The organism is Litoreibacter sp., from assembly GCF_039974535.1.
In the GTDB taxonomy this organism is placed as follows: Bacteria; Pseudomonadota; Alphaproteobacteria; order Rhodobacterales; family Rhodobacteraceae; genus Litoreibacter.
Genome location: NZ_JBDWIU010000003.1, coordinates 213,818 through 228,772, shown reverse-complemented (window position 1 = coordinate 228,772; position 14,955 = coordinate 213,818). Strand labels below are relative to the sequence as shown.

The following is a 14,955-nucleotide window of genomic DNA, read 5'->3' as shown; positions in this document are numbered from 1 at the left end:
CTAGGCTCACTCCGCCGCCACGGCTTCGGACCCGCGGTGATCAAGTATCCGCTGCGCCACCCATGCGTGAAAACAATGTGTCGGGCCATCCATCGCGGGGGAGAACCGTCCGCCGTCGAAACCGGGACCATATCTGCCGCGCTGCATGCCTTCGACGACGAATATGTCCTCCTCAAACACCTCTTTCCAAAGCGCGGTGTTCTTTACGCGCATAGTGCTATCCACCTTTGGGGCCGCGTAGTAGATGTGGACATGTTCCAATGTCTCGTTGATCGACTTGGGCTCTAGAATAATCGCGTAGCCGTGGTCGCGTTGTGCAGCCAGTAGGACATTGGGGTAGACGGTGATGTATTCCGCGCCTTCATCCCACTTACCACTAAGCCCTTTGAAGTCGGGGAACCGCGTGCCGTTCTCTCCCTCAAACTGGCGGTACACATAGGTGCCTTGGCCAGAGTATTGGTCCGGCTCGTTAATGTTGTAGTGGTCCTCAAGGCGTGAGTAGCTGTTCAATCCAGGGTGGACCCAAGGCAGGTGGTAGCTTTCACAGTAGTTCTCAACCGCCAGCTTATAGTTGGTCTTCGCTGCCAGTTGGAACGTGCTGTCCGCGCCGCCGTGATACATGGGTTGGTCAAATTCTGACCACCGCGCGATCAGATTGGCGTGGACCTGCTCAAAGGGGGCGGCATTGCCATTGATGTTCACAAAAATCACATCGCGCCAAATGTGGGAGGGGACCTCGATCAAACCCAGCGTGTCATTGTCCACCGCGTCATGGGTGTTCATCCCCGGACCACCGACATGCGGGGTGGCCACCAGCTTGCCTTTGGTCGAGTAGCACCACGAATGATAGGGACAGCGGATCGCACCTTCGATTTTGCGCGGCTCCTCCACCAAGATCATACCGCGGTGACGACAGGTATTTTGGAACACACGAACATCACCATCTTTGTCGCGGATCAAGAGCAGCGGGAGCCCCAGCAGCTCTATCGGTTTCGCATCACCATTCTCAGGAACATCAGCGCCGACGGCTAATCCGGCCCAAGTTCCAAACAGAACCGCTTTGTTTTCCTGCGCAAAGGTCGCCTCATCGATGTAATGCGCGTTGGGGAGGCCACGTGCGGTCTCAATCGGTGCTATAACGGCTTCAAGATCATTGAACATTTGTGTCCTCCGGCTTGGTGGTTTCTTCCTTAACCCTTGCACGAACTGGCAGGGCTCACTTGTATCACTGCGACACCGTTGGCCTTACCGCGACGCATGATCGGCTTCTTGCCGATTTCCACGCTGAGGGTAGGAGGCTTCCCGCTGAAACGCGCAAACGAGATTTTATCGGCGGGCTAATGCTCGCAAAAATCCAGCCAACAGGCCGCAATTGGCCCGTTTTGACGCGATTTAAGGACATCACTGCACATCGATGATTGAAGCCGCCACAACAGCATCGAGATCACCAATCAGGGGTCTTGGCCTCGGAAGTCACGGGGCCACACTGAAGTAATTTTGGAGATAACCAATGATGAAAACTACACTTATCACACTGACGACAGCATCGATGCTTGCAACAATGGCTTCCGCAGCCGTGGCTGATTTAGACACTGACGGTGACGGTGTTGTGTCGTTTACAGAAATGCTGGCGGTCTACCCGACCATTACGGAAGAGGGCTTCGGCGCGATTGATACAAATGGCGACGGCGTTGTTGACGAAGAAGAGCTGACAGCAGCAACAGAAGGCGGCCTGATCCCTGAGGCCTAACCTTTGCGTCACCACGTGTTCCACGCGCGTGGTGATGTGTCCGCGTCCCTGCAAATTCTCGACCTGCCTCGGGTAGAGCAGGGGCGCGGGTCATCGAATCAAACGGGTTAACCGTACAAAATTCGGCCACATTCACATGGCAAGCTGGTATTCATATTTTAGTTATGGATCCGGATATGCATAAACATTTTCAAACAAAATTTGCTCTGTCTTTCTTACTCGCCATGTCTGTTGGCGTTGGCGCAGGCTTTTCGCAAGAAGAGCGCATCCCCCAAGACAAAATAGGAGCGTTCGATTTTGCCTCGCCAATGGTGAGCCGAAGGGGTGGGCTGGACGGTGTGCGCGAGCAAATGCTTCAAACTTGGAGCCGTGCTGATTTAGATGCCATTCCCGGTATCCAAGAATTAGACTTGGAGCTGGCGCATCAGATTACGGAAGCCAAAAGCCGGTCATCCAAACTGTCTAACTATCTACAGTATGATCTAGATGCCGATGGTAAGGTTTCACGCTCCGAGATGTCCGCCTTTGCTTATAAGCAAGCTGGACGGTTCTTGCGTTCGGGTAATGTGGTCATTGAGCCAACTTCAGAGCAGCGTGCGCAAGTGTACGAGAATGCGCTAGAGAAGTTTATGGAGCCGGACACCAATGGGGACGGCATGATCGTCGTCTCTGAAATCATTGCAACGCTTCTTCAGAATCGGCAAACCAGAGAACCGTTTAACCTTATGAGGTTCGATAACAATTCGGACGGAACTGTTGATCGTGGCGAAATTCTCGCCGCCTTTGAACAATTCAAGTCTTTGGTGGACCAGAATGACGATGACCAGCTTGATCCTGCTGAACTTGAGTTGATTCAAAAATTGACACGAGAGCGCCGCCAGCGACAAGCCCGCCCGAACAACCAATCAACAGACCGGTTGCTAAGACAACTTACCCGAAAACCGCGTGCTCAATTGCCGAAATCTCGCGACCCGTTTCAAACTCAAGGCGGTCCAATTCCCGTCGGATGCCAAGCGCCAACCCCTCGTGATTGGGGTGAAATTTACGCCATTGCTGGCTACGAAGGCGCAGCCATGTCAAACCTGAAGATAGGGCGCAGCAGCACGACAACGACCAGTGTTGTTGACGTAAAAATCCCTGAAGGGGATGGGGCGATGACACTCTATGCGTCATTCTACAGCCCAACCGTGTTGCGTTTTTCCGGTGCGACCAAGCGCCTAAAGCATGTGGTGACTGACTTTAATGCCGTGATCTCAGCGTCATCTCGCGCGCGAATTTCATTAGTCAAGCTGGATGAGAGCTGCAGACAAAATACATGGCCTGCGAGAAGCGAACCCGTACCCAGCGTGGCCCCATTCGTCCATAATTTGTTTCGACACACAGTCGTTGGATCCGTTCAAGCCTACACCGTTGGAACGGTAGATTTATCGACCCTTTCCAATGATGCGACCAGCCTCTTTACGGGGGCGAAGCCAACCGACGACCAAGGAAAATACAAAGCTTTCTGGGAACAGGTCCTGCGCAACAACCCCGGCGGTGTTCTGGACCTGCGTAATACTCGACTGCAATCAAATACCTTCAATGACATCTACCCGCTGATGCCTCAAATGGCAGGTATGATCACATTGATGGAACAAGGTGCAATTACGGCAGGGCCACGTCCCCCAATTCGCGACATCGTTATGGAACACCAGCCTGGATCGGTGCGCTTGGCGGGCAAAAATTTCACCCCCAGAGGAGGCGACGACCTCATCACCGTGGGGTCCCTCATGTACACTGAGGAAGAGCCTGGAAAATGGGTCGCGAGATCCGCGCAGCAGTATTTGGCCAACCGCAAGTTCAACTTGCCAACGGGCCTATTAGGGGCCCACAGCGCATTTGAAATTGTTCTTCCGGAAGGAATTCCTGCCCCGCTAGGGACAGACACGGTTTCGATCGTTCACGGCGTGGACAACTTCGCATCGGGGACGAGAAGCCGTTAGGACTATTCTTTACCGCGAGACAAAGCAGCGACCCCTGTGCGGGCTTGTTCAACCAAGCCCAACGGGCGCATCAGCTCTGCGAAGGCGTCGATTTTTTCGGAATGACCCGTCATCTCGAACACGAAGCTCTCGAGCGTGCTATCGACGACATTCGCGCGGAAAATCTCTGCCAGACGTAGCGCTTCGATGCGTTCGTTCCCTGTGCCGGTTACTTTGAACAATGCCAACTCGCGCTCGACGCTCGCACCTTCCTCGGTGAGGTCGTGGACGGCGTGAACCGGAACCATACGCGCCAGCTGCGCCTTGATCTGCGCGATCACCGAAGGCGTGCCCGTCGTCACGATCGTAATGCGAGAGCGGTGCCCTTCATGGTCTACCTCAGCCACTGTTAGGCTTTCGATGTTGTAACCACGTCCGGAGAAAAGCCCGATTACCCGCGCCAGAACGCCAGCTTCATTGGCGACCACACAGGCCAAGGTGTGGCGTTCAATCACGTCGCCGTTTGGATCCCGCAAATCATAGGCGGAATGCTTGGAAGAACCTTTTTTGATCTTTAGCGGGGACATTGCGGTCTCTCTTTCTTCTCTATCGTATGTCGATCACGGGGGTGCCGGACTTGGCCGGATATCCCGTTGCTGTCAGTAGTGTCAGGCGCAATGGGTCTTGCGCCTGCTTTGTTAGGCAGATGCTGTCGGGGCGTAGCGTCACCGGAGCACCTTCGATCTCAATTTGGCCCGCGAAATGCAAAACCTGTGCATCCCCCGATCCCGTGGCGGTGGCCGTCACCAGATAACCGCCCTCAGGGGCATCCCCGCACCCGATACCGCACACGCAAACCTCAGCCGCTTGGGTGAAGCGCAACTCTTGCTGCCACACGTCACGGATCAGGTCGAAGTCCGGCACCACGGCTGGGGGCAGGGAGGCCGCAAAGAGTGAAGTGACCCACTCCCACATGACCCTAGACCATCACCGCGCCTGACGCGCCGATTGCGTCTTCGCCTGTGTCGTCGCCCATCAGCATCTCGTTGTGCGGCGCGCCCGACGGGATCATCGGGAAGCAGTTCTCGTGCTTCTCAACGCCGCAATCAAACACCACGGGGCCGTCATGGTTGATCATCTCCATGATCGCATCATCCAGATCAGACGGGTCTGAACACTTGATACCCTTGGCCCCAAAAGCTTGCGCCAAAAGGACGAAATCGGGCAGGGCTTCGGACCACGAGTGGCTGTAGCGGTTGCCGTGCAGCAATTGCTGCCACTGGCGGACCATGCCAAGACGCTCGTTGTTCAAGATGAATTGCTTGATCGGCAGGTTGTACTGACGTGCGGTTCCCATCTCTTGCATGTTCATCAGCCAAGATGCCTCGCCGGCGACGTTGATCACCAAGGCGTCCGGATGCGCAACTTGCACCCCAACAGAGGCGGGCAGGCCGTAGCCCATCGTACCCAAGCCGCCGGAGGTCATCCAATGGTTCGGCTCCTCAAAACCAAGGTATTGCGCGGCCCACATTTGGTGCTGACCCACTTCAGTAGTGATGAAGCGGTCTTTACGGTCTTTAGTCAGGGCCTCAAGGCGCTGCAATGCATATTGTGGCTTGATGATGGTTTCGGAATTTTTATAGGCCAAACAACGCCGTGCACGCCACTCTTCAATCTGCTTGTCCCATTTGGACAAGCCCGCTTTGTTGGTCTTGCTACCCCGAGACTTCCAGATGCGCAGAAGGTCCTCAAGAACATTCGCCACGTCTCCAACGATCGGAACATCCACATGGATGATCTTGTTGATCGAGGAGGCATCAATATCGATATGGGCTTTCTTGGAATTCGGCGAGAACGCATCCACGCGTCCCGTGATCCGGTCATCAAAGCGCGCGCCGATGTTGATCATCAGGTCGCAGCCGTGCATCGCCATGTTGGCCTCGTAAAGACCGTGCATGCCGGGCATACCCAACCACTGCTTGCCCGACGCCGGATACGCGCCCAAGCCCAGCAGAGTGGAGGTCACAGGGAAGCCCGTCTCATTGGCCAATTCGCGCAGCAACGCAGTTGCTTTGTCGCCAGAGTTAATAACCCCACCGCCCGTATAAAGGATCGGACGCTCTGCGGCTTCGATCATTTCGGCCAGCTCAGTGATGCTTTCGATGTCGCCTTTAACGCTTGGGGCGTAATGCGCGGTGTTGGCGTCCTTAGGGCCTGTGTAGCTGCCTTTGGCGAACTGCACGTCCTTTGGGATATCAACCAGAACCGGCCCTGGACGACCTGTGGTCGCAACGTGGAACGCCTGATGGATAACGTCGCTCAGCTGGTCGGTGTCTTTCACCAGCCAGTTATGCTTGGAGCAGGGGCGCGTGATGCCAACGGTGTCGGCCTCTTGGAAGGCGTCATTGCCGATCATGAAGGTCGGAACCTGACCCGACAAAACGATCATCGGGATGCTGTCTAGCAACGCGTCTGTCATGCCCGTCACGGCGTTCGTGGCGCCGGGACCCGATGTCACAAGCACAACACCGGGCTTGCCAGTGGAGCGCGCGTAGCCTTCGGCGGCATGGGTCGCGCCTTGCTCGTGGCGCACCAAGATGTGGTTGATCTTGGTTTGCTGAAAGATCTCGTCATAGATCGGTAGGACAGCGCCACCGGGGTATCCGAATACTGTGTCCACGCCTTGATCAATCAGGGCTTGAACCACCATCTCCGCGCCGGTCATTTGCTTCTTTGCCATCGTGCTGTCCTTAACTTTACCGTCTCTACGTTTGCTCACAAAAAAGCCCCCGTTTTAACGGGGGCGCATGGTTCCAATTATGGAGTGTCGTTACCGACCCATGCACCGTTTGACTAGAATGACGACTACATCGGCCATGCCGCTGCTCCTTCGTGAGTGTTTGGCGACATTACCAGCCGATTCAGGGGGGTCAACAGTCAAAGTTCAATATTTTATGTCTCTGGATGCATTTTTCTTGTATTTTTGTTGCGCGAAAAGGTAAATTGACGAAATGAAGCAAACTTTGAGAGGTTATCCATGGCAAGCATGAATCAAATCACTCCATTTCTAATGTGTCGCGATTTAGTGCAGCAGATCGATTTCTTTCACAATCGGCTTGGGTTCACACTGGGCTTCAAGTCTGAAGACGGTATTGGCTACGCCTATATGCGGCGTGAGAATGTCGCGGTACGCCTGCTTACATCCGATGCGGATTTCACAGATGAGCGCCGCCAACAGATGGTGTACATTGATGTTGATGACGTCGATGCGCTTTGGGCCGAATTAGAACCGAAGCTTTCCGATCTCCCAGATGGTCGAGTTCGGGCGCCATTCAATCAAGTTTACAACCAACGTGAATTCCACGTCATCGACGAAGGTGCTTGCCTTTTGATGTTTGGCATGGCCCACCCTTTTGAGGACTAGAAAAGAGGGCGGTATGGCGAAGACACGAATGATCCACGAATTTGGCATGGGAACTTCCCTGCGCCGCCTAGATTACACCGAGGCCGCTGCCCGCGCCATTCGCGACGCCCTTTGGCACAACTCAGTCAACATCGCGGAGGCCTTTGGCTTTGATAAATCCGACATGATTGTGGACGTCGAGATCGGCGCACAAGACCCTGATGCGGTGGACACCGAACAGCTGCTGGGCATCTTCCCCTACGGCCAGCCCTCCATCACCGTCACCAAAGGCGGGCTTGATATCCCCAAACCCGACGGCTCCGGCGTCACGGTGGTGGTGAATGCGGCCGTCATGGTCAGCTTCGATATGGAGGCCGCGTAATGGAGCATCGCATTATACTAGAGATGGGCACTGGCAACGACCTTTACGGGCTCGACTATACCAAAGCGGCAAAACGGGCCATTCAGGACGCGTTGCATCATTCCTCCATCGTTATGTTTAAATCACTCAACATCCCACATGAGGAAATGCGCGTGCAGGTGACGATTGGCGTTCAGCATCCTGAGCGTTTGGACATTGAGGCGCTCACGTCCGAGCTGCCACGGGGCAGGGCGCAGGTAACTGGTGTGTTGGGTGGTTTGGATGTGCATGACCCTGACAACGATCAAACCCATGTCATCGCGACTGCCGCCATTGAGGCTTTCGTGCCAATAGATGCAACAAAATGGAAGCTGTCCCGCTAGCCGGCCCTATGTGACGTTTCACATAAATGCGACCGCAATCGAGCCGTCTTGAGATCGACTGGTATCCCAGTTAAGCTCTCGCGACTTTTATCCTTGGAGAATTATAATGCCTACCTCAAAACCCGTCGCTGGCAGCGTGCTTGCCCCAATGTCCTTCCCGAAGCTGGGCGGTGGCGAGCTGTCCGTTGGCGGCGCGCGCGACAACTGGACTTTATTTATCGTCTACCGCGGTAAGCACTGTGGCCGCTGCAAGAAGTACCTGAAAATCCTGAACGACATGCGCGGCGATTGGGCGGCAGCCGGCTTTGACGTGGCCGTTGTGTCTGCGGATACGGCCGAGAAGGCGCAAGCCGACAAAGACGAGTTTGGTTGGGAATTTGATCTGGGCTACGGCTTGACCGAGGATCAGATGGAAACGCTTGGCGTGTATGTGTCCTCGCCACTGTCGCCAACAGAAACAGACCGCAACTTCGCGGAGCCTGGCACCTTTGTTATGCGCCCCGATGGCAGCATTTTGTTGATCTCGATCTCCAACGGCCCATCGGCACGCCCCGACTTGGTAGAGCTGTTGGACGGCATGATCTTCACTGTAGAAAACGCCCGCCCGCCGCGCGGGACTATCTAGCTCTCTTTGAACAAGATGTCGCGCCGCCCACAAGTGTTGAGGCGGCGCGATTGTTTTAGGTCAGCACGCGGCGCAATTTGGGGATGCGCGACAAGATCAACGTATCCACCGCCAAGACTGTCAGTAAAGCAAGGCCCGCCATCGGGAATGCCATGGAAACCCCAAGACCGACCAATGCAGCACCCTGCCATAGCGGCAGCTCCTTGGGCATGGGCGGCGCGGCCAATCGACCTGCCTTAGAGGGACGACGTTTCCACCACAACACCAACGCACTAAGGCACAAGAACAAGACGGACAGGCAGAACAGCGTATTCGCGAGCACGCTGAACAGCCCAATTGTCCCCATATGCAGCGCGATACCAACAGCCATGGCTTTCCCGAACAGCGAATAATCCTCGAAGCGCACGTCGGCCAATACGTTGCCTGTGTATTGGTCCACGTGAACGGTACGATCTGTCATAGGGTCCGAGCTGTCAGTACTCATGGAATCGCGGCTCAGCGTCCAAACGCCCGTTTCTCCACTTGGGACGTTCAGCTGATAGCGCGCATCGAACCCGATCTCGCGCGCCAAGGCGTCAACAGTATCCAACGTGACGGGAGTGGTCCGCGCCTCAATACCGGCAGTACCAGCATCACTGCCAGAAGCGGGCAGCGGCGTTTGCTCTAAGGCCCAAGGCACCTCACGACGTTCATGATTTAAACTGGCGTGGGTGACATCCGACAAAGGAACATTTGCCCACTTCTCAGCGGGGAACTGGCTCCAAGCCTGTACGAACTTTCCGCCCCAGATACCGGCCCATGACAGGCCAGAGATCAAGAAGAACACCATGATCAAGGACACCCAAATGCCAATGACCCCGTGAAGCGACTTCCATAAGGCGCGGCCTCGGGTAAAGCTCGGGATCAGCGCCGCGCGCCAACCGGATTTGCGCGGCCACCACATGTACAAACCAGTCGCAATCAACACCAAACACAAGGACGCCGCGATCTCGATCAAGCGGTCCCCAGTGACACCTAGCAACAGGCTTCCGTGCACGTTGTCGAAGAAGTCGTACCATCCGGTGCGACGCGGAAAGCTCTCGATCACTGTTGCAGTGTAGGGATCTACGGCGACCATTGTGGCTTCGCCCTCAAGGTCCACGCGGAACAGGGCCGCAACATCTGGGGTTCTTGGGGCAACGTATTGCTTCAAAACCCCGTCAGGGATTGACGCGACAGCGGCATCCGCCTGCGCGGATAGGGCTGCGACATTGGCCTGAATGGCAACGGCCGTGCGCTCCCCGTCGCGGCCATCGATCCATGCAATCCACAGCATGGACATACCTGTGACGGCGAGGATTGTGAGGAATGGGATTACAAATAATCCCGCGTAAAAATGCCACCGCCATGCGGCAAAGTATAGTTTATTGACGCTGCCTTCAGGCTGCGTGTCAGTGTCGATAGATGTCATGTCTAGGCTCCAAGCCAATTCGGCCCACCGGTATCGGCGGGGGTCTGTTTGATCTCGATGGAAGTTGAGGTCAGGCTTGGGGAGGGGCGCGGGTCAGACGGCTTGGATCAAGCGGGCGGGATTGGTGAATGATCCTTGCAACAAGCAAAAAGCGGCGCGTTTGGCTTGTTTGGATCTCCGGCAACAAAAAGGCCGCGTCAGGCATGGCCGCAGAGTTGATCAACCGGCAGGATTCGCACTTCATCAGGTTGGGGGAGTGTTCACCGCCCTCATTGCCACAGATGTCAGCTATCGAGCCGCCGTTGGCCACATATTCTGCAAGCTCCGGCGACACTCGCTCAGCCATATTGCTGTGCGCGAAACCGGACACCGCAAACGCCATGAGCAGCATAAACGTCGTAAAAAACCGACCAAAGAGGCGCAATTGGAATCGCATGTGGAAACGGATAATTTAGTCTATAGCGCTGCGCGAGTGGGCATTGCTCAAACCTGTCAAAATGTCACAACGTCTAGAACTCTACGCCGGTTCCTTGCAGAACGCCGTGCTCCATCGCGTAACGTGTCAGGCCCGCCGTAGAGCTAATGCCAAGCTTGCGTTTGACGTTTTTGCGGTGCGTCTCGACGGTGTGCACGGAGATATCCAACTCGATCGCGACTTCCTTGTTGGACTTTCCCTGAGCCAGCTGGAGCAGGATTGTTTGCTCCCGCGCGGTCAGCCCTTCGCGCCCGTCTTTTGAGGTGGGGGTCAAAGATGCCGAGGCGCCTTCGCATAGGTAGGTCTCGCCACGCATGACCGCTTGGATCGCGTCGATGATATTCTCTGTGGGGACGTCTTTGAGCAAATACCCGCGTGCACCATGCGACATCGCGGTCGAGACATACTCCGGTGCGTTGTGCATCGATAGGATCAGGATGCGGGTGTTCGGGTTCCGCTCCAAAAGACGTTCTGTCGCAGACAGCCCCCCCATCATCGGCATGTTCAAATCCATCAAGATCACGTCCGGCGACAACTCAGCTACGCGGTCCAATATCTCTTGACCATTGCAAAGCTTGGCGATGACATCGATGTCGTCGTAGCTCGACAAGATGGCGCAAATTCCGTCGGCAACCATCGGGTGGTCATCAACGATTACAACTTTAACGGCATCTGTCATGCGGACTTCCTTGGCTTGGCTGCTGGTGTTGAGGCAGTGCTTTCAACGGACAGCATATGGCTTAGTGGAACTGAGGCCTCAATAGTTGTTCCATCTGGGCTCGACAATACACGAAGATTGCCTTTCAGTTGATCCAGACGCTCTTGCATGTTCCGCAAGCCCAACCCGCCTATCACGCTGCGCGATTTTGGCCCGCTTATTCCGCGCCCATTGTCTTCGATCCGCATTGTGGCACCTGAGCGGTGCCCCAAGACTTCGATGTAGACATGTGTCGCTTCGGCATGGCGCTCTACGTTGGTTAAAGCCTCTTGTGCAATCCGGTAGAGCGCGATTTTGGAATCCTTGTCCAATAGGTTCCTGAACACAACGGTCTTAAACTCGGTCTCAATGCCAGTCCGCTGAGAGAATTCATCAATCAAGGATTTCAGGGCAGGGCCGAGGCCCAAGTCATCCAAAACACCGGGGCGAAGGTCGGAGGAGATGCGTCGGACCTCGTGAATAGCCTCCGTCAGACCTGTGATGCCCTTGTCTATGCTCTCATCCGCCTTCACGTCGCCGCCAAGTACCCGCCGCTTTGCAAGCTCCAAAGTGTAGCGAATGCCAATCAAGATCTGGCTAATACTGTCGTGCAATTCTCGCGCAACGCGGCCGCGTTCTTCTTCTTGGGTATCAAGGATACGTTCGGTCAATGCTCTGAGTTTTGCGTCAGCGAGGCGGCGTTCGCGCAAGTTGATCCAAAGGCCCGTGATGAAAACGCCGATCAACGCGGCCACCGCAATCAACACGATGTAGAGAAAGGTCGATCTGATACGTTCTTCCGTTGCAGCACGGGCATTTGCAACCGTCGCGAGGATGTCATCGATAAAGACGCCCGTGCCCACGGCCCATTGCCAGCTTTGAAAACCGGTGACGTAGGTGACCATCAAGGCCTCTTCACCCGTGGAAGGTTTCGGCCACATATAGGTGTGATATCCGGCTCCGGTGCGTGCTACCTCAATCAGCTTTGCCACCACGGGAGTTCCGCGGCTATCGCTTAGACCTAACAGGTTTTGATTGATCAGTTCGGTTTGACGTGGGTGAACGACGGCCTTGCCGTCGTACTCGAGCACAAAGAAAAAGCCCTCTTGTCCGTAGATCATCGCCGATAGAATGTTCGCGACCGCCTGTTTGGCCTCAACGTCATCCGGTGCGGCATTGCCGTAAATGTAGTAAAATCCGTTTCTCGCTTGGGTTACGTAGTTCCGCAGCTCAATTTTCTTGGCTTCAATCAGTTGCGTCTCAAGGGCTTTAATTTCGATCTCGGCCAACTTGCGTGATTGGTTATTCACGACCAATGCGATGGCGGTTACGGCAAGAACAAGGGGGAGGGTGGTCAGAAGAAAGATCTTCTGAGAGTAGTTCAAACGCCAATTTTCGTGCTGAAACAGCTTCAGTAGTGACACAGGTGGTCCCTCCCGACCATGTGCTCTGTGTAATCGGCGGGATAACAACGCGTCAACAGCTGCGGGCGCAGGTATCCAGCACCGATCTTGCGCATTTGAGTACGGAAGAGGCAAAAAACCTCTTTTTTAGGCAAAATCTACCCGTCACTGGGTATTTACCTTTACGTAGACGAATCTATGGTCATCCACACTAAACAGTCCATCTGTCCGGGGGGAGTTTCCGGATTAGATGATAAAATACTAGGGAGGATACCTAATGGATCGTCGTTCTTTTCTGAGAACTTCTGCGCTTGGCGGCTCTGCTGCTGCGGCGACTACTTTGGCAGCACCAGCTGTTGCTCAAGGCAAACGTCAACTGACTATGGTCACATCTTGGCCACGCGGCTTTGCCGTTCTGGATGACGCTGCAAGCTACTTCAACGAAGCGGTTAACGCGATGTCCGGTGGCGAATTGACCATCGACAAAAAAGCTCCTGGTGAGCTGGTTGGCGCTTTTGAGGTGTTTGATGCGGTTTCGTCCGGTCAAGCAGACCTCTACCACTCTGCCGACTACTACTTCATCGGCCAGCACCCTGCATATGCCTACTACACCGCCGTGCCATTTGGTGCGACAGCTCAAGAGCTGACAAACTGGTACTACCACGGTGGCGGTCAGGACCTGCACGACGAGCTGGGCTCCATCTTTGGCCTGAAATCCTTCCAGTGTGGTAACTCCGGTTCCCAATCTGGTGGTTGGTTCCGCAAAGAGATCAACTCTGCTGACGACCTGAACGGCCTGCGGTTCCGTATGCCTGGTCTTGGCGGCAAGGTGCTGGGTAAATTGGGCGCGTCTGTTCAAAACATCCCAGGTGGCGAGCTGTACCAAGCGCTGTCTTCCGGTGCTTTGGACGGTCTAGAGTGGGTTGGCCCATTCGCAGATGAACGCGCTGGCTTCCAAGAAGTTGCGAAAATCTACTACACAGCTGGTTTCCACGAGCCAGGCTCCGGTCTGTCGTGTGGTATGAACCTCGAAGTATGGGAAAGCCTGTCTGATCAGCACAAAGCGATCATCGACAACGCAACAAAAGCCACAACAGCTTACCAGTTGTCCCAAACTTTGGCCAACAACGGTGCAGCGCTTGAGCGTCTGCAGCAGCAAGGCGTTAAAACCCTGCAATTCCCTGACGATGTTTGGGATGCGTTCGGTAAAGCTTCTGCTGAGGTTATGGACGAAAACATGGACGACGATCTGTTCGCACGTACACGTGCAAGCTTTGAGGCGTCTTTGGCATCCTCCGCAAGCTGGATCCAAAAGTCTGATGGCTACTACGTAGAGCAGCGCACACGCGTTCTCGGCGGCTAAGCTGTTCTGAAGACGACAGAAAATCACCCTCCGGCGCAAGCTGGGGGGTGATCCTGTACAGTATCTCTAAACGAAGACCGGTATCGACAGGCCTCCGCCTTGGGTCCATGAGTGACTCATGACGTAGATCGGCCGCGATGACAGGCGTGGGGGCCTATAGCGCATGGATGTGATCCTTAGCTTTTTCCAAAATCTAATTTTGGCGTTCTACAATTTCGCTTACGCGATCTTGAATCCATCAGTCTGGTTGGATTGGCTCACTTGGGACAACACAACCGAGGACAAGCAGTCCTTGATGCGCTTCATCTACTATGGTGCCAGCGCGGAGCTGTTCTTTGTAATCCTTGCGATTTTCCTGCTCATTACGATTGTAGGCGTCTTCAAGAACCAATTCCTTTGGGGGTGCGTTCGGGTGTTGGAAGGTTTTGCCAACGCCACAGGCCGCTTTTTCGCTTGGGCCGGCCTAATCATGGTGCTGCAGCAGATCGTTGTTATCTTCATGCAACGTATCTTCGCGCGCGCCGAAATATCCATTGGCTTCGGCATAAGTTTTTCCAAAGATATCAGCTGGTACGCGGAAGAACTTAAACTATACAACGCCTTGGTTGTGGCCATGTGCTGTGCCTATACATTCGTGCAGGGCGGACACGTGCGGGTTGACTTGGTCTACTCGGCGGTGAGCTTTCGTGCGAAGCGGATGATCGACATGTTTGGCTCCATGATCTTCATGGCACCGGCCGCATTGCTGATCTGGATCTACGCTTGGCCGTTCTTGTGGCGCCACCTGATCGTTCCAAAGCCGTCGGCCTCCGACACGCTGGACCGCCTTATCAACAAGGCCCGCGCCCTGCGCTGGAACGTGGAGACGATCGGCTTCTCACCCAACGGGTTTAACGCATACTTCCTGTTCAAAATCTTGATGGTGGCTTTCACCGCAATGGTTTTGTTGCAGGCCATGGCCTTCTTCTGGCGCTCCTTCCTTGAATACAAAGAGGGACCAGAGAGCGAAGGCAAATACCTAGATAAAGACGTGCTTGGCGATGCAGACGCCGAGCTGGTCGCTGACATACACTAAGGGGCAGAT

The 14,955-nt window shown here is 54.9% G+C and carries 16 protein-coding genes; 8 read left to right on the top strand and 8 right to left on the bottom strand.

Features of this window, described 5'->3' with window-relative positions; all coding sequences use genetic code 11:
* Positions 1-6: 6 nt before the first annotated feature.
* Entirely contained in the window at positions 7-1,161 is a 1,155-nt protein-coding gene (locus ABJN86_RS02230; RefSeq protein ID WP_348364334.1) for an SRPBCC family protein, read from the bottom strand.
* Between the two features lie 349 nt (positions 1,162-1,510).
* Between ABJN86_RS02230 and ABJN86_RS02225 the strand changes: the two genes are divergently transcribed.
* Both ABJN86_RS02225 and ABJN86_RS02220 read left to right on the top strand, forming a co-directional pair.
* Complete coding sequence (locus ABJN86_RS02225) at positions 1,511-1,750, top strand: hypothetical protein (RefSeq protein WP_348364336.1); 240 nt, start codon at positions 1,511-1,513, stop codon at positions 1,748-1,750.
* A gap of 176 nt (positions 1,751-1,926) precedes the next feature.
* Positions 1,927-3,732: a hypothetical protein gene (locus ABJN86_RS02220; RefSeq protein ID WP_348364338.1), complete on the top strand. Its 1,806-nt coding sequence runs from the start codon at positions 1,927-1,929 to the stop codon at positions 3,730-3,732.
* A 2-nt stretch (positions 3,733-3,734) separates the two neighbouring features.
* On the opposite strand, the gene ilvN is transcribed toward ABJN86_RS02220, so the two are convergent.
* The 3 genes from ilvN to ABJN86_RS02205 are packed head-to-tail and all read right to left on the bottom strand — an operon-like array spanning position 3,735 to position 6,451.
* On the bottom strand, positions 3,735-4,298 hold the full coding sequence (ilvN, locus tag ABJN86_RS02215; protein ID WP_348364339.1) for an acetolactate synthase small subunit: 564 nt from the start codon (positions 4,296-4,298) through the stop codon (positions 3,735-3,737).
* Positions 4,299-4,317: 19 nt separating this feature from the next.
* A complete protein-coding gene (locus tag ABJN86_RS02210) occupies positions 4,318-4,686 on the bottom strand; it encodes a hypothetical protein (RefSeq protein WP_348364340.1) in 369 nt (122 codons plus the stop codon).
* Between the two features lie 4 nt (positions 4,687-4,690).
* Positions 4,691-6,451 (bottom strand): acetolactate synthase 3 large subunit, encoded by a 1,761-nt coding sequence (locus ABJN86_RS02205; protein ID WP_348364673.1) that lies wholly within the window; start codon positions 6,449-6,451, stop codon positions 4,691-4,693.
* A gap of 297 nt (positions 6,452-6,748) precedes the next feature.
* Here ABJN86_RS02205 and ABJN86_RS02200 point away from each other — a divergent pair, with 297 nt between their 5' ends.
* The 4 genes from ABJN86_RS02200 (at position 6,749) to ABJN86_RS02185 (ending at position 8,483) form a co-directional block, all read left to right on the top strand.
* A complete protein-coding gene (locus tag ABJN86_RS02200) occupies positions 6,749-7,135 on the top strand; it encodes a VOC family protein (RefSeq protein ID WP_348364341.1) in 387 nt (128 codons plus the stop codon).
* A gap of 13 nt (positions 7,136-7,148) precedes the next feature.
* Entirely contained in the window at positions 7,149-7,496 is a 348-nt protein-coding gene (locus tag ABJN86_RS02195) for a Lin0512 family protein (RefSeq protein ID WP_348364343.1), read from the top strand.
* On the top strand, positions 7,496-7,858 hold the full coding sequence (locus ABJN86_RS02190) for a Lin0512 family protein (RefSeq protein WP_348364344.1): 363 nt from the start codon (positions 7,496-7,498) through the stop codon (positions 7,856-7,858). The genes ABJN86_RS02195 and ABJN86_RS02190 overlap by 1 nt, the downstream gene beginning before the upstream one ends.
* Before the next feature lie 106 nt (positions 7,859-7,964).
* A complete protein-coding gene (locus tag ABJN86_RS02185; RefSeq protein WP_348364345.1) occupies positions 7,965-8,483 on the top strand; it encodes a redoxin domain-containing protein in 519 nt (172 codons plus the stop codon).
* Positions 8,484-8,538: 55 nt separating this feature from the next.
* Here the strand turns inward: ABJN86_RS02185 and ABJN86_RS02180 are convergent, their stop codons facing one another.
* The 4 genes from ABJN86_RS02180 to ABJN86_RS02165 form a co-directional block, all read right to left on the bottom strand.
* Positions 8,539-9,933 (bottom strand): PepSY domain-containing protein, encoded by a 1,395-nt coding sequence (locus ABJN86_RS02180; protein ID WP_348364346.1) that lies wholly within the window; start codon positions 9,931-9,933, stop codon positions 8,539-8,541.
* A 70-nt stretch (positions 9,934-10,003) separates the two neighbouring features.
* Positions 10,004-10,369 carry a hypothetical protein gene (locus ABJN86_RS02175; RefSeq protein ID WP_348364347.1) on the bottom strand — a complete coding sequence of 122 codons (366 nt, stop codon included), beginning with the start codon at positions 10,367-10,369 and terminating at the stop codon, positions 10,004-10,006.
* Positions 10,370-10,442: 73 nt separating this feature from the next.
* Positions 10,443-11,087: a response regulator transcription factor gene (locus ABJN86_RS02170; RefSeq protein WP_348364348.1), complete on the bottom strand. Its 645-nt coding sequence runs from the start codon at positions 11,085-11,087 to the stop codon at positions 10,443-10,445.
* Positions 11,084-12,529: a cache domain-containing protein gene (locus ABJN86_RS02165; protein WP_348364350.1), complete on the bottom strand. Its 1,446-nt coding sequence runs from the start codon at positions 12,527-12,529 to the stop codon at positions 11,084-11,086. The genes ABJN86_RS02170 and ABJN86_RS02165 overlap by 4 nt, the downstream gene beginning before the upstream one ends.
* Before the next feature lie 256 nt (positions 12,530-12,785).
* On the opposite strand from ABJN86_RS02165, the gene ABJN86_RS02160 reads away from it, so the two are divergent.
* On the top strand, positions 12,786-13,871 hold the full coding sequence (locus ABJN86_RS02160) for a TRAP transporter substrate-binding protein (protein ID WP_348364352.1): 1,086 nt from the start codon (positions 12,786-12,788) through the stop codon (positions 13,869-13,871).
* Between the two features lie 163 nt (positions 13,872-14,034).
* Positions 14,035-14,946: a TRAP transporter small permease subunit gene (locus ABJN86_RS02155; RefSeq protein ID WP_348364353.1), complete on the top strand. Its 912-nt coding sequence runs from the start codon at positions 14,035-14,037 to the stop codon at positions 14,944-14,946.
* The last annotated feature ends 9 nt before the right edge of the window (positions 14,947-14,955 follow it).